Here is an 18,575-nt window from a genome sequence, read left to right as displayed (position 1 = left end):
CGTTGATTTTATTCTACCGAACAAATATAGGACGAACAAGAAAAGCGCCCTGAAGCTAATTCTAGCTTACAGGACGCTCTATATTAGGCGATAAACATCTTTATTTCGTTAGACGCTGCCCTTACATCTGTTCTGGAGCGGATACGCCGACCAGGCGAAGCACGTTCGCTATTGCCGTACGAACAGCACCGAGCAATGCAAGACGGGCTTGTGTCTGCTCTGCATCCTCTGTAATGACACGCTCTGCTCTATAATAGCTGTGGAAGAGCGATGCAAGCTCATACACATAACGAATTAAACGATGCGGCGCGTAATCACGGGCAGCAACCGCAATTTCTTCAGGAAGCTCACCCAGCTTACGAAGCAGGTCAAATTCATGCTCAGCCGTCAGTTTCGCTAAGTTCAGCTCATTCAATGGCTGCAATGCAATACCTTGCTCTTCTGCCTGACGGTAAATGCTGCAAATACGCGCATGTGCATATTGTACATAATAGACAGGGTTTTCATTGGATGTTGAAATCGCCAAGTCCATATCAAAGTCAAGGTGGGAATCCATTGAACGCATCGTGAAGAAGTAGCGGATCGCATCAACACCCACTTCATCCATCAAATCTTCCATTGTTACGGCTTTCCCTGTACGCTTGGACATTTTCACTTTCTCGCCATCTTGGAACAAGCTAACCATTTGTGCGATCAGTACGACCAACTTGTCCGGATCATTACCGAGCGCTTCCATCGCCGCCTTCATACGCGGGATGTACCCGTGGTGGTCAGCACCCCAAATGTTAATCATTTTGTCAAAGCCACGGCTATATTTGTCCATATGATACGAAATATCAGGAGTCAAATACGTGTAAGAGCCATCATTCTTCACCAATACGCGATCCTTATCATCGCCAAACGTCGTTGTACGCAGCCACGTCGCGCCCTCATGCTCGAACACATGACCACTTGCACGTAGTGCATCCAGCGCCTTTGTCACTTCGTTGTTCTCATAGAGCGAGGTTTCGCTGAACCACACGTCGAATGGAACACGGAAGCGGTTCAAGTCACGCTTGATTTTGTCCAATTCTTTCGCGAGACCATAGTTGCGGAAATAGCGCTCACGCTCTTCCTCAGGCAAGGACAATAGACGATCGCCCTCAGCTTGAACAAGCTCTTCAGCAAAACCTTTAATATCTACGCCATGATAGCCATCCTCAGGCATTTCTGCATCCTGCCCAAGTGCTTGTTTATAGCGGCATTCAATCGATTTAACAAGGTTGTTCACTTGATTTCCGGCATCGTTAATATAATACTCGCGTGTTACTTCATAACCCGCGTAATCCAACAGATTGCACAGTGCATCACCGACAGCTGCACCACGCGCATGTCCAAGATGGAGGCTTCCTGTTGGGTTCGCAGATACGAACTCCATCTGCACACGCTGTCCGCTGCCAGCAGTAATACGGCCGTAGTCGCTTCCTTTTTCATTTACTTCACGCAGAATATCATACAAGTAACTCTTATTCACACGGAAGTTAATAAATCCAGGCCCCGCAATTTCCGCACTTTCGATTGCAGCCGCATCTTTATTTAAATTTTCAATGATTGCTTCTGCGATTTGACGTGGATTGCGCTTTGCTAAACGCGTCAGTTGCATCGCCGCATTGGATGCCAAGTCACCGTGGGTTTTATCCTTAGGCACTTCGATAACAAACGTAGGAATGTCTTCACGCGCTACAAGACCTGCTTGTACGATCGCCTCCTCGATTGCCTGCTTAACTTGATTGTTCACTCGTTCCATTACACTGCTCATATGTCTCGTTCCTCCTGCTTCTTATCGTTCATGCCTATTTCAGGCGGGTATAATACGTAATCGGATATTGAATTTTCCCGTACAACGCTCTTCTATATATAATTGATACGACCACGCAATGCGCAATTCATCGAATTGCAGCGGCCCTTCGAACGGCCAAGGCTCGTCCCAGGACAGCTTCGACGTCACTGTAGTTAGAGGAAATCGAATCGCAGATGATCGATAATATCCGTTCTGCCTCGCTCCAAGAGCAAACGATTGCTCCGATTCCACCTGTCCTCTGCGAGTTAGCTTAATCAGGTTTTCACTCACCTTGAGTGTGACTTGTGTGCGGCTCGCATCTATAGAAGAATCACTTCGTCGCTTCACCCGCTCCGGTTGAGGCTCAGCCTCTATATAACGAATGTAGAAATTCGAGCCTTTCCGAAACAGCTCTCCTTCTACCTGCTGTGTGACCCGTTCATCATCTTGTCGGCTGTCAATCGTGATAAGAACCGGCAATCTGTCAGCCGCTTCCCTCTGATGCTCCGTCATTGTCAAGCTCCAATCTCCAAAGTCTGATTTCTAAATTATCCGGTATACGCCCGCCTTTTGCAACCTCCTTTTCCTTTTCGTCCCCAAGGGTACAGTTAATCTCAGCAGAAGTGGGGGATTCACAAAATACGACACAATCTGATAACTTACGAATTTGTAAGGTTATGCCTCAAGAAAGACGTGGAAATTCGAATTGCCCCTCAATTATAATAAGAGTAGTAAATGATTCCTCGAATGTCCGCTGCTGCATATTTGCTCAGCTTATGTCAGTACCACGAGGAATACGGGGGCGATATATGGTGGAATTGACAGTACTTTTGACTTGGTTAACGAACCATAGCGACTGGCTGCTCCTGTTGACACTTGTACTCCACCTAGCTTCGGCAGTATGGGTTCTTGTCGACAGCATCCGCATTGAACGCTCTGGCTTCTTCACGATCGGCATGACGGCCATTGTTGTCATTGCTCCGCTGTTTGGATTATGTATTTATATGATGATCCGAAATACGAAGCGAACCGCACATCGTAACCATCGCAGACGTACAGAAGCTACTGGCGTCTGACGGGACGAAATAGATCGGGGGCAGTCCTAGAGACAGCTCCCTTTTTTACATCTAACTGATAGATAAATTCACTTCAAAGCTGAGCTTGCGAAAGCATGTCCATTCCTTGCCCAATGTGAGGTCACCTCGTTCTTGTCTACTCTGTTCTTTCATTTATGTATGCACGTAGAAATCCAATCCAAAAACAATTTCCATGCTTTATCTTTATTTTTCTCCCATCTTCTTTCATGCTAATCTTGTAGATAAAGAAATAACCCTGCAGTATAGATCCAGTTATTCTACTACCAACATTAGAGGAGTGACGGGCATGCCTAACGCTTATTGGCTAATCAATGTACGGCTTGAAACCGCATATCGAGAAAAAGAAGGTATTACGATTACGGATACGGATTTATTCCATATCCAAATCGACGATGGCACAATACATGCAATTGTACCAGCAAGTGACCTGAAGGATAAAGATCTCAAGTCTCTTCCTTGTGTAAATGCAGCCGGTCTCCTCCTGTTGCCTGCTTTTCGGGAAATGCATATCCATATTGATAAAACCTACTACGGGGGGCCGTGGAAAGCGGTACGTCCTATCTCCAGTATCTTCGAACGAATGGAAGAGGAACGCCGCCTGCTCCCTGCCCAATTTCCTTATTTGAAGGAACGTGCCCGCAAATTGCTTGATCTTGTCCTTAAGCACGGTTCTACGCACGTACGCACCCATATTAATATTGACCCTGTTATGGAGTTGCGCAATTTGCAGGCTTCTATTGAAGTGCTGGAAGAGTACAAGGATCAACTTGCTTATGAGGTTGTTGCCTTCACCCAACATGGTCTTCTTCACTCGAATGTATCTCACCTTGTCCGCGAAGCGGTAGCACACGGTGCTGGTTGGATTGGCTCTGTGGATCCTGCGAGCGTCGACGGGGATATTGAACGTTCACTTCATACGCTTATGGATATCGCCGTATCAACAGGGGCTGGGATCGACATGCATTTGCATGACCGCGGCCCGGACGGATGGACAACGCTGCAGCGACTGGCTGAATTAACGGAAGAGGCCGGTTGGCAGGGGAAAGTAGCAGTCAGCCATGCATTCGCATTCGCTGATCGCACGCCTGAGACAACGGAACTGATTGAACGATTTGCAGCGCTTAATATCGCGATTATGTCCACTGTGCCTATCGGCCGAACGAATATGCCACTGCCGGAAATGCGCAATCGCGGAGTACACATCGGACTCGGTACTGACAGTGTCACCGACCATTGGTCGCCGTTCGGCAATTGCGATCTGCTTGAGAAGGCAGGACGGTTAGCTGAAGTCTACGGTTACTCTGATGAGCGATCCCTGTCACAGGCGCTCGGATTCATTACGGGGGGTGTAACCCCGTTAAGTCAGGACGGTATACGCCAGTGGCCTCAGGTTGGAGATACCGCAGATGCAGTGCTCGTCGATGCAAGCTGCTCAGCTGAGGCTGTTGCAAGACGTGCGAACAGACAAGCAGTACTTCATCGAGGCAGCATTGTCGCAGGCTCTTTGGAAGGCTGCAAGGGGAAATAAGTGAAGCAACGACAGCAATGAATCAGGAATATTTGTCCATTGATGTGAATTATAATAAAATGTACTCATCTATAAAAATACATACTGATAGGTGATGTCGTGAACTCTTCCTTATTAGGCATTTCGAGCGTATCCTTCCTGCTGGTAGCCGCGTTAACACCGCTGCTCATATGGGGATTGCGAACGCTGAAGCTGACACAGCCGATTCGAGCTGAGCTGCCACCCGATCATCAAGCTAAGCGCGGCACACCGCTGATGGCTGGCCTTATCCTTTTTATCGGTGTAATCACCTCCATCTCCTATCATCCATCGCCAATGACCATTTTTCTGGCTTCGACGTTTCTGCTATTCGGTTCCGTTGGTTTAATGGATGATTTGAAGAAGGCTGTTTTTCAGGATCCATCTGGGATATCCGGCAAGGCGAAGCTTGTATTCCAATTCTGTTTTACCGGCTTGCTGCTGTACGTGCTCATTCAGCACTTTAACGTCAGTACAACCGTTGCGCTTGGGGGCGGTCTAGCGCTTGATCTTCCTCTTCTTGTGTATGTGCCAATTATGGTGCTGTTCGTGGTAGGTTCGGCAAATGCAATTAACTTTACGGACGGTCTGGACGGATTGCTTATAAATGTGTCGATCCCGACTTATTTCTTCTTCTTCCTCATATCCGATCATATGGAAGTGAAGATGTTCTCGCTCATCATGATTGCCTGCCTGCTTGGATTGTTCATTTATAATATTTATCCAGCCCGAGCATTTATGGGGGATACGGGTTCACTTGCAATTGGGGGCTCGCTTTCCTTCCTCGCGGTTTTAGAAAAGGTGGAAATTTTGATTCCCGTGCTGTTCGTCGTTTACTTTGCCGAACAGCTGTCGGTGATCCTACAGGTATGGTACTATCGCAAAACAAAGCTGAGAATGTTCCGCATGGCTCCAATCCATTATCATTATTCATTGAAGTATGGCTGGAGCGAGAATAAAATCGTAGTCATCTTTGGATTCATCTCGTGGCTCGGTGTCGGGATATGCTGGATCGCCTGGAAGTTCCTTTTATCTTAAACAACCAATGCACACGCAAGCCCTGCCGCCTTGAAAGGAGCAGGGCTTCTATTCATTTGCAAGACTTTCCATTCTTTATGCGAGTCTTTTTATTCATTTCGTTAGGACTTCATAAACTTATCTGTGAACTCCCATACTTTATTCCAATACACCGCTCCAGCAAGGTGAGCGCCTCCGTGTCCTGCATCCTTGATGACCAACAGATCTTTCTCGACCTTTGCCGCATCATACAACTCTTGAACCATTTCATAAGGGACAAACGTGTCGGAATCACCGTGAATGAATAGAATAGGAGTCTTGCTCTTAGCTACCTGCTTCAAAGCAGAGGCGTCCTTTAAGTCATAGCCGGCTCTTATATTAGACACCACATTGGAAGCCGTCATGATTGGGAAGGCAGGCAAATGAAACAGCCGCTTTAATTGGTAAGTGAACTCATCATAGGCTGACGTATATCCACAGTCCTCTACAATCACCTTGACATTCGCAGGAAGTTCTTCTCCCGAGGTCATCATAACCGTCGCTCCTCCCATAGATACCCCATACAGAGCAACTTGAGACTCGGGATCAGCTTCAACGATTTGGCGAATCCAACCCATCATGTCTAATCGATCATGCCAGCCCATCCCAATATAGGAGCCTTCACTCTTTCCATGTCCTCGCAAGTCGACGAGCAGTACATGATAGCCTTTATCATAAAATCTCTTAACCGCATACGACATCTGCTTGCCGGAGCTCGTATAGCCATGAACGACAATGGCCCACTTATTCGTGGGGTGCTCTTGCCGATACTCATAGCCCTGCAGCTTCAAACCATCAAAAGAAGCTAACGTGACCTCGTCGTGATGCTTCGTTTCGATCCATTCTTTTGCCATCTCATTTTCTTGCGTCTCCTGTTCATCTACTTGCATCGTCGGAACCGCCCGATTAAGATCCGGATTGTTGTCAAGGAACGGACGCTCCGTCTCCGGATTAAGCGCGATGTTGTAGAAGTGATTCCCTATGAATCCTAATGCAACGATAATTATAATGAATATGGTTGCGATCGTAATAAGTAAAATCTTCATCTTACCCATTCTCATCCTCCCTTTCTCTTTATTTTAAAGGGGACTGTAACGCATGTCTAAGCCCTGCCTTTTTGCTGCTTCATTACAAAAACAAGCGCACTTCCTCTGCTGCATGCAGATTCCGTGCGCTTGGACGATGCTGCTTTGTTACAGACTACATTACTTCACGAACCCGAGCAGCATCTCACGAATGATCTTGCTCGCCGTAATCGGCGTCTGCTCGGTTGGATCGTAAATTGGCGCCACTTCCACCAAGTCACATCCGATAACATTGGCATCCGAACGAGCAATCGAATGAACCGCTTCAAGCAATTCCTTCGACGTAATGCCGCCCGCTTCTGCCGTTCCTGTTCCCGGTGCGCAGCTTGGATCAAGCACGTCAATATCAATCGTGACATAGACCGGACGACCAGCCAGCTCAGGCAGAACCTTCTTCAGAGGCTCCGCTACATCGAACGGGAAGAAATTGATGTTCTCGCGAGCGTACGTCCACTCTTCACGCGAACCAGAGCGGATACCGAACTGGTACACTTTCTTGCCGCCGATCATTTCAGCAGCCTTGCGGATTGGTGTGGAATGAGACAAAGGCTCACCCTCATACTGCTCCCGCAAGTCAGCGTGCGCATCAATATGAATTATCGCGAGATCAGGGTATTTCTTGTACACCTCTTGCAGGACTGGCCATGTCACTAGGTGCTCCCCGCCAAGGCCGATTGGGAACTTCCCATCGCTTAGCAGCTTGCCTACGAATTCCCCGATGATGTCCAGGCTCTTCGCCGCATTGCCAAATGGCAGCAGCAGGTCGCCTGCATCGAAGTAATTCAATTCCTCAATGCTTCTATCAAGATATGGGCTGTATTCTTCCAAGCCTACCGATGCTTCACGGATACGGCCTGGGCCGAAGCGTGAACCTGGGCGGAAGGATACCGTGTAATCCATTGGCATGCCATAAATGACGGCCTTTGCTCCTTCGTAATCATCAGAGCTGCAAATGAATACATTGCCCGAATATTTTTGATCCAATTTCATCGTCTAAGCTCCTCCTTCTTCGTGCACTGTCTTATTTGCACAAATCCTCTACAAATTTAGGCAGACAGAAGGCTGCTTTGTGCAGACGAGGAGAGTAATACTTCGTCTCCATTTCCGGAATCCGCGCTTCGTCCACTTGCAGCGGATCGTGCTGCTTGCTGCCCATTGTGAACGTCCAGAGACCGCTTGGATAGGTCGGAATGTTCGCGCCGTATACGCGTACAATCGGGAAAATTTCCTTCACGTCACGGTTTACTTGCTGGATTAAGTCAGCCTTGAACCAAGGGTTGTCCGTCTGTGCAACGAACAAGCCATCTTCCTTCAATGCATCATAGATGCCTTGATAGAAGCCGCGCTCGAACAACGGCGCCGCAGGGCCTACCGGCTCTGTGGAGTCAACCATAATGACGTCATATTCATTCTTGCTGTTCAAAATATGCATGTATCCATCATTCACGATAACTTCTACACGCGGGTTGTCCAGCTCGCCTGCAATTTCAGGCAAATACTGCTTGGAGTATTCGATGACTTTGCCGTCGATTTCAACGAGAACTGCCTTCTCTACTCCAGGGTGCTTCATGATTTCGCGGATAACTCCGCCGTCGCCGCCGCCGACGACAAGTACTTTTTTCGGATTCGGATGAGTTACAAGGGCCGGGTGTGCCACCATCTCATGGTATACGAACTCGTCTTTGATCGTCGTCATAACCATGCCATCCAGTACGAGCATCCGTCCAAATTCTTCGGTATCCAGCATCGCTAAATGCTGAAACGGCGTTTGCTCCTCCACGAATGTCTCGCGGATTTTTGCCGTAATGCCAAAGGTAGGCGTTTGCTTCTCTGTAAACCACAATTCCATAACATCAACCTTCTTTCATAATCATGGTATCGTTGGCTTAGTTCCCGAAATGCTCGTAATGGTTCCTATGTGTAACATTCGTAACACTTCATCTCCATTTTGCACCAAACACAAAGTATTATATCGGTTCCCCCCCAAAATGCAATCATTTTCCGAAGTCAAGTTGAATATTTGCACAATTTTCAGAACTATCAAAGCTCTGAAAGCCGCTTCACCACTGGATTTTTGAAATTGTGACAAATGCTCTTGAATATTCTGCTTTTCATAGTTTCCAACCCTTTTTCAGTGCACAAAATGTGAAAAATTACTAATCAAAAGGAATAACCTTCCTCCGCTTTTTCCATACTGAATGGTAACCACTAAATAGCCCGTTGACGGTCGAACAGGAGGCGCTGCCATGCAGCGGTTAAGCGGTAAGAAGACAGAGGACAAACGGAGGCTCAGGATTTGCCGTTGGCTCAAAATAACAGGTTGTTCGGTTGCGCTCCTTTTAGGTGCTTGCGGCATCCTGCTTGGATATCTGTATGTAACGGATCTGCCAGCGTCCGATATGCAACAGCCCTCTATCATCTACGACGGTCATGGAGCGGAACTAACGTCATTGGCAAGCGGTCAGAAGCAGCAGCACTCGGTCAGACTGTCCGATATCGCTCCAGACGTCATTCATGCAACCATTGCAACAGAAGATCGGCAATTCTACCATCATGTCGGCATCGACTTCAAAGGAATCGCACGCGCAATGCTCGTCAATATTGAATCGATGTCTAAAAAACAGGGAGCCAGCACCTTGACGCAGCAGCTTGCCCGCAATCTGTATCTCAACCACGAGCGGACATGGGCTCGCAAGGTGAAGGAAGCGCAATATGCGCTTCAACTGGAGATGAAATACAGCAAAGACGATATTTTAGAGCAATATCTGAATCAAGTATATTACGGACACGGCGCATACGGTATCGAGGCCGCAGCACAGCTTTACTTTGGCAAGAAGGCCCGTGACCTAACGCTGGCAGAGAGTGCAATTTTAGCTGGCATTCCACGCGGACCAAGCTATTATTCACCCTATTTCAATATGAAAAATGCTAAGGACAGACAAAAAGTTGTACTCCAGGGTATGGTGGAGACCGGATATATTACACAGAAGCAGGCGCAGAACGCCTACAATGAAACGGTAGCCATTCGGCCTAAGGAGGAGCGAAGCGAACTGCTTGTAGCTCCTTATTTCCGTGATTATGTCCGACAGGAGCTCGATTTGCTCGGCATTCCCGACCAGCAAGTAGAGGCCGGAGGCTTGCGCGTATACACGACGCTTGATAAGCGGACACAGGCAGCAGCCGAACAAGCGATATCGAAATTTATTCCCGTGGAAGGAGATTTACAAGCAGCTCTTGTCTCTATTGATCCCCGTAACGGCTATATGAAGGCGATGGTCGGCGGAAAAAATTATCGCATGAATCAATATAATCGCGTGTTCGCAAATACTCGCCAGCCCGGCTCGTCCTTCAAGCCATTTGTCTACTTGGCAGCGCTCGAGAAGCGAGCCATCACAGCAGTGACTCACTTCGTCAGCCAGCCGTCTACATTTACGTATGACAATGGCAGACAACAATATAAGCCAAGCAACTATGGCGGCAAGTATTACGGTAATATTGATTTACGCCATGCTATGGCGGTATCTGACAATATCTATGCGGTAAGCACAATGATGAAGATCGGGCCTGAAGAGGTTATATCCCTTGCGCGTCGTCTCGGCATTGACAGCAGCATGAAGCCTCTCCCTTCTCTAGCGCTAGGCACATTCCCTGTTAGCCCGATCGAGATGGCATCCGCATACGGTGTATTCAGCAATGAGGGCAAACGCGCAATTCCCCGTTCCGTATTGAAGGTTATCGACAGCAGTGGCAATGTCTTATACGAAGCGCCGCCTGTTCAAGCGGAGCAGGTAGTTAAGCCAGCAGATGCTTACGTGCTTACCAGCCTGATGGAAAGTGTATTCGAATCCGGCGGCACCGGCAGCCGCGTAGCTCCTAGCATGAAGCGCCCTGTTGCCGGTAAAACGGGAACGACAGATACGGATGCCTGGATCGTCGGGTACACGCCAGAACTCTCAACAGCAGTCTGGGTCGGATATGACAAGGGCAGAATGATTTCAGTGACAGAGTCCCATAAGGCTGCTCCGATATTCGCTGAATATACGGAACAGGCATTGTCCAATGTACCACCTAAAATATTTACGGTTCCAGACAATGTCGTCAGCGTCTATATTGATACCGATACAGGTAAACTAGCAGGCGATAACTGCCCTAATAAGCGTCTGGAGACCTTCGTCAGCGGAACAGAGCCCACTGAATGGTGTGAACTCCATGTTCAATCACCGGCAGAGCCGCGAAAAAACGAAGAGAAGCGGCCGACAAAAGAATTGGAAAAACGCTCGTGGTGGCAGCACTTGAAGCGCTGGTGGAGTGAGTAATGCCATCCATCTATAACACAGCCCCTAGCTGCATTGCAGTCTAGGGGCTGTGTATTCGCTATTGTTGTTTTGGCCTTACTGCTCCTCTACGGCCATCCAGCCACGATACAGCTCATCTAATTGCTCGCGCAGCACATGCTGTCTTCCAAGCAGTTGTGTCCAATCAACATCCTTATCTCCTTCTGTAGACAATGCAGCCATCTCCTCTTCCAGTTGACAAAGCTGTTCTTCTACAGTTTCTATTTCCTGCTCCCATTGTCGTACGGGCTGATCTTTCCGTTTTCCTTGTGCCTGATTGCGGTATCCTCCTGCATTCATCTTGTCGCCGCCAGACTTTGATTGACGCGCTTGCGGACTCTGCTCCGACACATTCGTAGCTGCATGCGGAGCCACTGGCATCGATTCTAGATGTCTGGCTCGACTCACCCAGGACTGCAGCTTCTCCTTGCACTCATCGTAGTTACCGATATGAACAGAGAGCTGTGTCTGTTCCAGCACCCACAGCTTACGCGCAACTCGATTAATGAAATACCGATCATGCGAAATAACCAGCAGCGTTCCAGGGAAAGACTCCAGTGCCTCCTCCAACGCTTCTCTTGAGTCGATATCCAGATGATTGGTCGGTTCATCAAGCAACAGCAAATTCGGCTTCTGATACATAAGCAAGGCAAGCCGGAGCCTGCTCCACTCTCCGCCCGACAGATTCGCAATTCGCTTGAATACATCAGCACCGTAGAATAGGAATCTGGCAAGCTCCCCTCTGGCCGCTCCTTCTTCCATCGCGACTGTCTCGCAAAAATATCGGAGCACCGTTTTATCCTCAGCAGGCGGTGCTTCTTCCTGTGCCAGATAGCCTACATCCACACGCGAACCGACGCGAATATCCCCCTCATCTGGAGCAATGTGGCCAAGCAGCATTTTCATTAATGTACTTTTCCCTGCCCCATTGCCACCAAGCAAGGCAGTACGTTCACCGTATAACAACAGCCCGTTCACTTGGTTCAACAACTTTCGCCCGCCGTACACCTTAGTGATTCCATCAAGCGTGAGCACCTGCTTGCCAGAGCGATCCTCCTGCTTCAGCTTTAATTCCATGGTTCGCCGTTCCAGCACAGGACGCTTCAGCTTCTCCATCCGGTCGAGCGCCTTCTGCATGGAAGCGGCACGGCGATGGAAGCCCGGATTCGGCGGGTTCGAGCGATTTCCCCATTCGATCAGTTGCTTAATCGTCTCCTGCATCTTCTTAATCTTCTTCTGCTGTTCCTGATAGCTGGCAAATTGCTGCAGCAGCCTTTCTTCCTTCTCCTTCTGATAACCGGAATAGTTCGTATGATAGATGAATGCCTCTCCGTCCTCAATCTCCACCATTTTACCGGCCACACGATCAAGAAAATACCGATCATGCGAGACGATCATCACGGCTCCTGAATAAGCAAGCAGGAAAGATTCCAGCCATTCGATGGCTGCCATATCCAGATGATTGGTAGGTTCATCAAGCAGCAAAATGTCCGGTTGCTTCAACAGCAGTGCAGCGAGCCCTACCTTCGTCTTCTCTCCCCCGGAAAGTGAGGAGAAAGGACGATTGTATTGCTCTTCTGTGATTCCAAGTCCGGCACTGACCCGCCGAATGGAAGCCTCCATTTCATAGCCGCCTGCCCGCTCGAATCGCTCCATCAGTTGGCCATATTGCTGCAGCAATTGAGACATCTGCCCCTCGTCTTCGGCTGTTGAAGGATCTGACATTGCCGCTTCCATTCGCTTCATCTCCTGCTCCCACTTGCGCACTTCTGCATATCCTTCTGCCAGTACATCATATACCGCAGCAGACTCCGGCGCAGAAGGAACCTGATCAAGCAGCCCTACAGCCGCGCCTTTGCGTATAAAAATATCCCCTTGATCCGGCATGGAAGCGCCGTTCAACATTTGTAAAATTGTTGTTTTCCCAGAGCCATTGCGGCCAATCAGGCCAACCTTTTCTCCTTCTTTTACTTCAAATGAAACATCCGAGAGCACCAAATTGGCTCCATAATATTTTTTCACATGCCAAAGGCTTAGTATCACGTTCATTATCCTCCTCGGGGCGTGTGCACGACACTTGCCTCCCGATCCAGAACATAAAAAAGGCTGCAGGGAAAATCCCTACAGCCTTTGCATAAACCTAATCCGATCAGGTTAAGGCAGGAGAGTCTTCACGCCGTATTATCGTATTCGTATAGGTAAAAATGGACATACGTATCCCGTTGAGGGCTGCATCATGGATAATGCCAAATATAGCCACTGGCAATTGGCCAATACGAATACTCGACGTACTAAAGTTCATCTCCTACCTCACCTCCTGTTCCTGTTCTTCTTCAAAGAACACTATATTGGTATATTATACCTCAATTCATGAGCTCCGTAAAGGGACCTCTGAATCCCCTTTCATCGTTCCTTCGTATGTCATTATAGTCATCTCTGTATACAGCAATTATTCATAAATTCATTTAATTGTAATCTTTATCCATCGAAGAACCTTCTCGTTTCTTGTAGAATAGGACTCGCATTGGATTATCATATCGGAGGGAACCAAGCATCATGAATTTGCGGGAACTGGAATATTTCAAGGCGGTTAGTGAGCAGCACAGCTTTACCAAAGCGGCTGAACAGCTCTATGTGTCCCAGCCTTGCGTAACAGCGGCCGTTAATCGGCTGGAAGAGTTCTTGGGCGTACAATTGCTCGAACGCAACAAGAAGGAGAAGGCCGTGCGCGTCACAGCGGAAGGAGCTTTATTTCTAGCCCGGGTAGATAACATTTTGTCTGAAATTGATGAGGCTATCATGGAAGTTCGCAATTATAACAGCTCCAGTATTCATTTCGGTCTGCCGCCGATTATTGGGGCCTATTTATTCCCGTCCATGTTCGCTTACATAAGAAAGCGATATCCGCACGTGCAATTCAAAGTAACGGAATACGGCTCCCGTGTAACAACAGAACTGCTTCGAGAGGGCAAGCTGGATCTCGGCATCATCGGGCAACAGAATAAAGAACCAATTGCTGGTCTTCACTCCGTGCTGCTCTATGAGGATCATTTGACTGTATGTGTACCGGATGATCACCCTTTAGCGAAGCGTAAATCGATATCCATTGCAGAGCTTAAGGAAGAGCACTTTATCGTGCTGACAAATGCTTATGTACACCATGAACAGCTCATGAAGGCCTGCACCCATTATGGATTCAAGCCGCAAATTGTATTTGAGTCGGATGAAATCCAAACCGTGAAGTCGATGGTAGCCTCCGGTGCCGGCATTTCCTTGATCGTCTCGATGGCGGTGCAGAATATGCCTGGCCTTGTAACCGTCCCATTGGAAGAGCCAATGCCCTTTTATATTCAACTGTGCTGGAAAGAAGACCACCATCTGTCGAAGGACTGCCTCAGTATGATTGAATGTATGCGTGAGATGCCACTTCAGGGCGTGTAGAGATGCATAATAGATCCAGAGAACGATTATAAAATCACAAAAAAGTTATTCACCAAATTGATCATAAATAAAATTTATTAGCTTATATGCGGAACGTATTTCCCTTTTCTCTGTTAACGTAGCACAATGTAGCATGAGGCTTATCTGCAATTCCATTGGCGGAAGGGTAAGCCTCCTCGGAGAGAATAACAGGGAGCTGATTGTAGTATGCCAGTAGCACTGGACATCAAAGAGGAATCGTTACAACTTCATAAGAAGCTGCAAGGCAAAATTGAAGTAACAAGCAAAATTGAGGTCAATTCCCCAGAGGATTTGAGCCTTGTATATACACCAGGCGTAGCTGAATCATGCCGACTTATTGCAAATGATAAGAATGCGGCCAATGAATATACGTTACGCGGCAACATGATCGCCGTCGTTACAGACGGTTCCGCCGTTCTTGGACTAGGCGATATCGGCCCATATGCGGCTATGCCGGTCATGGAAGGCAAATGCATGCTGTTCAAGCAGTTCGGCAATGTCGATGCGTTCCCGATTTGTCTCTCCACGCAAAATGTAGACGAAATTGTCAATATCGTCAAAAACATGGAGCCGACTTTCTCCGGTATTAACCTGGAGGATATTTCTGCACCACGCTGCTTCGAAATTGAGCGGCGCCTGAAGGAAGAGACGAATATCCCGATCTTCCACGATGATCAGCACGGCACTGCCATTGTACTGCTTGCTGCTTTGATGAATGCGCTGAAAGTCGTACACAAACAAATGTCGAACATTCGCGCCGTGATTAACGGTGCTGGTTCTGCTGGTATTGCTATCGCGAAGCTGCTGCTGAAGGCAGGTGTTCAGCATGTGTCCCTTGTGGATTTAAAGGGCGTAGTTTGTGAGGGAGAGGAATGGATGAATCCTGCGCAAGCAGACATGGCGATGGTAACGAATCGCGAACATATTCGCGGTACACTGACCGAAGCCGTACGCGGGGCAGACGTATTTATCGGTGTATCCGCACCCAAGGTGCTTACACAGGAACATGTTCGTTCAATGAACGAGAAGCCGATTATTTTTGCCATGGCGAATCCAACTCCGGAAATCTTCCCGGACGAAGCGCTCGCGGCTGGAGCAGCGGTAGTTTGTACGGGTCGTTCCGACTTCCCGAACCAAGTGAACAACCTGCTTGCATTCCCTGGCATCTTCCGTGGTGCGCTCGACGTTCGCGCTACCGACATTACAGATGACATGAAGCTGGCGGCAGCCCGCGGCATTGCAGCAATTGTAACGGATGCCGAGCTCAGCCCAACCTACATCATTCCGAATCCGCTCGATAAGCGAGTTGTACCTAGCGTTGCTTCTGCGATTGCACAGGTTGCTATCGAGACAGGAGCCGCGCGGGTGGACAAGATGCCAATATACCGTGTCTAAGCGTATTAATACCTTTCCTTAGTTGGAGCAACGGGTATCACCTTAGATGATTAAGTAAAGCTAAATAGAGCATGTAGCCCTATCTTTATCGATAGATAACTCACTATATACAGTTATATAAAAGAAGGCCGCTGTACTGATCCTGAGATCGGCATAGCGGCCTTCTTTTATAAGCCATTATTACTAAGATAACTGTTCCTTCACTTCTTCTGGCGTACGTTCCCACCATTCTGCATTGTGTGTCATAAGCAACTCACGCAGCGCAGCCTTATCCTCTGCATTCAGCTCATCGACGAGCACACGGCGCTTCATCGCGTAATCCATGCGATTAACATGATCAGCGAGCATCTTCCAGCCGCGCTTAGCCTCCGCATCAATCAGCATTTCACAAGCCGCCAAGCCGCCATAGAACGCACCTTCTGGTGAACGGTCAACAGCAACCCATACGATCCAGCATTGCCGTCCGTTCGGAACATCTTCCTTATTAGTAGAGAACTTAATGCCACGCTCCACCTTACTCTTCGCATGCATCGCTCCCAAATCAATGTACGCCTTCCCTTCATCGATGATGACAGGCGAGACATTGTTCAGATCGATACTGCCCGAACCAAATCCTTTATGCTTACCACTGCTCATGACATTCAAAGCCAGCGGCTTCTTAACTTTCTTATCTGAAGATTCCATTCCACTGTACACTCCTTCCTTGCCCACGAACTCAAAATCATTTTCATTTTAGCTAATAATCTGCAAAAAGCCAACATATACATGCTGTAGATGCTTGTCAACGGGAGGTTAAAAACGTATGACCCGAAGCAATGTATATCGCCGGCTCTTATTCACTGCCTTGCTCTTAGCCGCCTGCAGCTTCCTCCTCGTTTGGTTCTGGCCGTCTGGATCCGTCCCATCACTTGGACCCGAGGTGAATAAACAGGCGGTTCAGGAACCAATCACGCAGCAAGCTGTGGAGACTCCCAGTGTGGAGGTGCTAAGTGAACGTATTGCCGAATATCATATTGAAGTTAAGCTGGACGAGTCCACTCACACGCTGATCGGCAAGCAAACAGTCACTTGGACCAATCCCGGGAAAGCAACTGTAAATGAATTATACTTCCATTTTTATCCGAACGCATTCCGTTCGCCGGACACGACCTTCATGAAGGAGTCTGGAGGAAGATTGCGTGAAGACAGGTTGCCAGCCGACGGATATGGCGGTATGACGTTAAAATCGTTATCCACGGTTGACGGCATGTCCTTAATGAACCGCACACAATTCGTACAACCGGATGACGGCAATTCGAAGGACGAAACACTCATGAAGCTGCGACTTACGAAGCCCGTACGCAGTCAGGAAAAAGTTACGCTTCGCATGGAGTTCGAAGTCAAGCTTCCAAAAGTATTTGCACGTATGGGTCATGCCGATGATTTTGTGATGGCCGGCCAATGGTTCCCGAAGATTGCTGCATTTGAAAAAGCAGGTGTTCGCGGGCGATCCTCCGATGGATGGAATCTTCACCAATATCATGGCAATTCAGAATTCTACTCGAATTACGGCATTTACAGTGTGCGTATTCAAGTGCCTGACAATTACATCGTTGCTGCAACTGGATTTCCAACAAAGACGCCCGTTATTGCGGACGGGAAAAAATCGTATCAATTCTATGCAGATGACGTCCATGACTTTGCGTGGTCAGCCTCTCCGAAATTTGTTTATTTTGAAGAACCATTCTCCTCCAGCCAAGTTCCAGGAGTTCGAATCAAGCTGTATTTGGATCCGAAGCATAAGGATTTGAAGGAACGATATTTCTACGCTGCCAAGACCGCATTATCGAAGTTCAGCGAATGGTACGGCAAATATCCTTATTCCACCTTGTCCATTGTCGTTCCACCTAAGGCAGGTAATGGAGCCGGCGGTATGGAGTATCCAACCTTGATAACAGCGTTTGGGGCAGAAGATGAGAGTCCAGGCTATGACTTGGAGCGAACCGTCATTCATGAAATTGGGCATCAATATTTCTATGGAATTCTTGCGTCTAATGAATTTGAAGAAGCTTGGCTTGATGAAGGTTTTACTTCCTATGCGGAAGATAAGCTGATGGAACAGGAATTCGGCGTACATCCTAATAATGCGGTACAAGCGAGCTATATTACAGATCCGGCTCCACTCAAGCTGGAAGCTTGGCGATACAACAACCAAGATCATTACGCGGAAAATGTGTACATGCGTGCCAAGCTGGTTCTTCTCGCTATTGAGAAGCAGGTTGGAGAAAAGATGATGAACCGCATCATGAAAACCTATACGCAGAAATATCGTTTCAAGCATCCAACAACAGCCGATTTCCAGCGCGTCGTTGAACAGGTAACGAATCGCAAGTGGATTGATTTCTTCCAACAATATGTGTACAACGGTCAAATGGCAGACTTCGCTGTAGAAAATATTGAATCTCGTACGATTGAAGCAAATGGCTCTATCAAATATGAAGCGACTGTTCACATTCGCAAGCTGGGAGCCAATTATCCTTCTATTCCAATCGTGTTTGGATTTACCGATGGAACTACAACACGCAAGTCATGGAATGGAGAAGGAGATCGAATTCAGTATACGATAACCCATAAAACACCGCTTAGCTGGGTAATGGTCGATCCACTGTACACTATTGTCGTCGAAAACAAGCATATCAACAATTACATGCGTGCTCATGTCGACGAACCTATTCGTACGCGGGTTAACTTGTCCGTTATCAAGGTAATCGAAGCAATTACGAACATTCTGGGGTGGTGATC

At 47.9% G+C, this 18,575-nt stretch carries 15 protein-coding genes; 7 read left to right on the top strand and 8 right to left on the bottom strand.

The window, feature by feature from the left end; all coding sequences use genetic code 11:
- Positions 1-121: 121 nt before the first annotated feature.
- Complete coding sequence (gene argS / locus NO352_RS22515; RefSeq protein WP_289356809.1) at positions 122-1,798, bottom strand: arginine--tRNA ligase; 1,677 nt, start codon at positions 1,796-1,798, stop codon at positions 122-124.
- A 39-nt stretch (positions 1,799-1,837) separates the two neighbouring features.
- Positions 1,838-2,332, bottom strand: a complete 495-nt coding sequence (locus NO352_RS22510; RefSeq protein WP_163978589.1) for a YwiB family protein — start codon at positions 2,330-2,332, stop codon at positions 1,838-1,840.
- Between the two features lie 296 nt (positions 2,333-2,628).
- Between NO352_RS22510 and NO352_RS22505 the strand changes: the two genes are divergently transcribed.
- The 3 genes from NO352_RS22505 to mraY all read left to right on the top strand — a co-directional run bounded on the left by NO352_RS22505 (position 2,629) and on the right by mraY (position 5,500).
- On the top strand, positions 2,629-2,895 hold the full coding sequence (locus tag NO352_RS22505) for a hypothetical protein (RefSeq protein ID WP_005545700.1): 267 nt from the start codon (positions 2,629-2,631) through the stop codon (positions 2,893-2,895).
- A 307-nt stretch (positions 2,896-3,202) separates the two neighbouring features.
- On the top strand, positions 3,203-4,444 hold the full coding sequence (locus NO352_RS22500) for an amidohydrolase (protein WP_289356808.1): 1,242 nt from the start codon (positions 3,203-3,205) through the stop codon (positions 4,442-4,444).
- A 99-nt stretch (positions 4,445-4,543) separates the two neighbouring features.
- Positions 4,544-5,500 carry a phospho-N-acetylmuramoyl-pentapeptide-transferase gene (mraY, locus tag NO352_RS22495; protein WP_268600389.1) on the top strand — a complete coding sequence of 319 codons (957 nt, stop codon included), beginning with the start codon at positions 4,544-4,546 and terminating at the stop codon, positions 5,498-5,500.
- A gap of 101 nt (positions 5,501-5,601) precedes the next feature.
- Here the strand turns inward: mraY and NO352_RS22490 are convergent, their stop codons facing one another.
- The 3 genes from NO352_RS22490 to speE form a co-directional block, all read right to left on the bottom strand.
- On the bottom strand, positions 5,602-6,564 hold the full coding sequence (locus NO352_RS22490; RefSeq protein WP_483311858.1) for an alpha/beta hydrolase: 963 nt from the start codon (positions 6,562-6,564) through the stop codon (positions 5,602-5,604).
- Positions 6,565-6,723: 159 nt separating this feature from the next.
- A complete protein-coding gene (speB, locus tag NO352_RS22485) occupies positions 6,724-7,593 on the bottom strand; it encodes an agmatinase (protein ID WP_289356806.1) in 870 nt (289 codons plus the stop codon).
- A gap of 31 nt (positions 7,594-7,624) precedes the next feature.
- Positions 7,625-8,452 carry a polyamine aminopropyltransferase gene (gene speE / locus NO352_RS22480; RefSeq protein WP_005545692.1) on the bottom strand — a complete coding sequence of 276 codons (828 nt, stop codon included), beginning with the start codon at positions 8,450-8,452 and terminating at the stop codon, positions 7,625-7,627.
- A gap of 397 nt (positions 8,453-8,849) precedes the next feature.
- Between speE and NO352_RS22475 the strand changes: the two genes are divergently transcribed.
- Complete coding sequence (locus NO352_RS22475; protein ID WP_289356805.1) at positions 8,850-10,919, top strand: transglycosylase domain-containing protein; 2,070 nt, start codon at positions 8,850-8,852, stop codon at positions 10,917-10,919.
- 75 nt (positions 10,920-10,994) lie between these two features.
- Here the strand turns inward: NO352_RS22475 and abc-f are convergent, their stop codons facing one another.
- A complete protein-coding gene (abc-f, locus tag NO352_RS22470; RefSeq protein ID WP_289356804.1) occupies positions 10,995-12,980 on the bottom strand; it encodes a ribosomal protection-like ABC-F family protein in 1,986 nt (661 codons plus the stop codon).
- A gap of 106 nt (positions 12,981-13,086) precedes the next feature.
- On the bottom strand, positions 13,087-13,239 hold the full coding sequence (locus tag NO352_RS22465; protein WP_005545686.1) for an RAxF-45 family protein: 153 nt from the start codon (positions 13,237-13,239) through the stop codon (positions 13,087-13,089).
- A gap of 254 nt (positions 13,240-13,493) precedes the next feature.
- On the opposite strand from NO352_RS22465, the gene NO352_RS22460 reads away from it, so the two are divergent.
- Together NO352_RS22460 and NO352_RS22455 are read left to right on the top strand one after the other, a co-directional pair.
- Positions 13,494-14,378, top strand: coding sequence for a LysR family transcriptional regulator (locus tag NO352_RS22460; protein ID WP_163978596.1), 885 nt, complete (start codon positions 13,494-13,496; stop codon positions 14,376-14,378).
- Positions 14,379-14,585: 207 nt separating this feature from the next.
- Positions 14,586-15,794 (top strand): NAD(P)-dependent malic enzyme, encoded by a 1,209-nt coding sequence (locus tag NO352_RS22455; protein ID WP_289356803.1) that lies wholly within the window; start codon positions 14,586-14,588, stop codon positions 15,792-15,794.
- Positions 15,795-15,977: 183 nt separating this feature from the next.
- On the opposite strand, the gene NO352_RS22450 is transcribed toward NO352_RS22455, so the two are convergent.
- Entirely contained in the window at positions 15,978-16,478 is a 501-nt protein-coding gene (locus tag NO352_RS22450) for a YwhD family protein (protein WP_005545683.1), read from the bottom strand.
- Positions 16,479-16,596: 118 nt separating this feature from the next.
- Here NO352_RS22450 and NO352_RS22445 point away from each other — a divergent pair, with 118 nt between their 5' ends.
- Positions 16,597-18,573, top strand: coding sequence for a M1 family metallopeptidase (locus NO352_RS22445; protein ID WP_005545682.1), 1,977 nt, complete (start codon positions 16,597-16,599; stop codon positions 18,571-18,573).
- Positions 18,574-18,575: the final 2 nt, after the last annotated feature.

Source organism: Paenibacillus sp. S-12 (assembly GCF_030363895.1).
Taxonomy (GTDB): Bacteria; Bacillota; Bacilli; order Paenibacillales; family Paenibacillaceae; genus Paenibacillus_B; species Paenibacillus_B alvei.
The sequence above is the reverse complement of the archived record's forward strand: the minus strand, read 5'-3'. Positions and strand labels throughout refer to the sequence as shown.

Bases quoted from the DNA above. Each gene is read 5' to 3' on its own strand.
- argS (WP_289356809.1), bottom strand. From the start codon at position 1,798: ATGAGCAGTGTAATGGAACGAGTGAACAATCAAGTTAAGCAGGCAATC.
- NO352_RS22510 (WP_163978589.1), bottom strand. From the start codon at position 2,332: ATGACGGAGCATCAGAGGGAAGCGGCTGACAGATTGCCGGTTCTTATC.
- NO352_RS22505 (WP_005545700.1), top strand. From the start codon at position 2,629: ATGGTGGAATTGACAGTACTTTTGACTTGGTTAACGAACCATAGCGAC.
- NO352_RS22500 (WP_289356808.1), top strand. From the start codon at position 3,203: ATGCCTAACGCTTATTGGCTAATCAATGTACGGCTTGAAACCGCATAT.
- NO352_RS22490 (WP_483311858.1), bottom strand. From the start codon at position 6,564: ATGAAGATTTTACTTATTACGATCGCAACCATATTCATTATAATTATC.
- speB (WP_289356806.1), bottom strand. From the start codon at position 7,593: ATGAAATTGGATCAAAAATATTCGGGCAATGTATTCATTTGCAGCTCT.
- speE (WP_005545692.1), bottom strand. From the start codon at position 8,452: ATGGAATTGTGGTTTACAGAGAAGCAAACGCCTACCTTTGGCATTACG.
- NO352_RS22475 (WP_289356805.1), top strand. From the start codon at position 8,850: ATGCAGCGGTTAAGCGGTAAGAAGACAGAGGACAAACGGAGGCTCAGG.
- NO352_RS22465 (WP_005545686.1), bottom strand. From the start codon at position 13,239: ATGAACTTTAGTACGTCGAGTATTCGTATTGGCCAATTGCCAGTGGCT.
- NO352_RS22460 (WP_163978596.1), top strand. From the start codon at position 13,494: ATGAATTTGCGGGAACTGGAATATTTCAAGGCGGTTAGTGAGCAGCAC.
- NO352_RS22455 (WP_289356803.1), top strand. From the start codon at position 14,586: ATGCCAGTAGCACTGGACATCAAAGAGGAATCGTTACAACTTCATAAG.
- NO352_RS22450 (WP_005545683.1), bottom strand. From the start codon at position 16,478: ATGGAATCTTCAGATAAGAAAGTTAAGAAGCCGCTGGCTTTGAATGTC.
- NO352_RS22445 (WP_005545682.1), top strand. From the start codon at position 16,597: ATGACCCGAAGCAATGTATATCGCCGGCTCTTATTCACTGCCTTGCTC.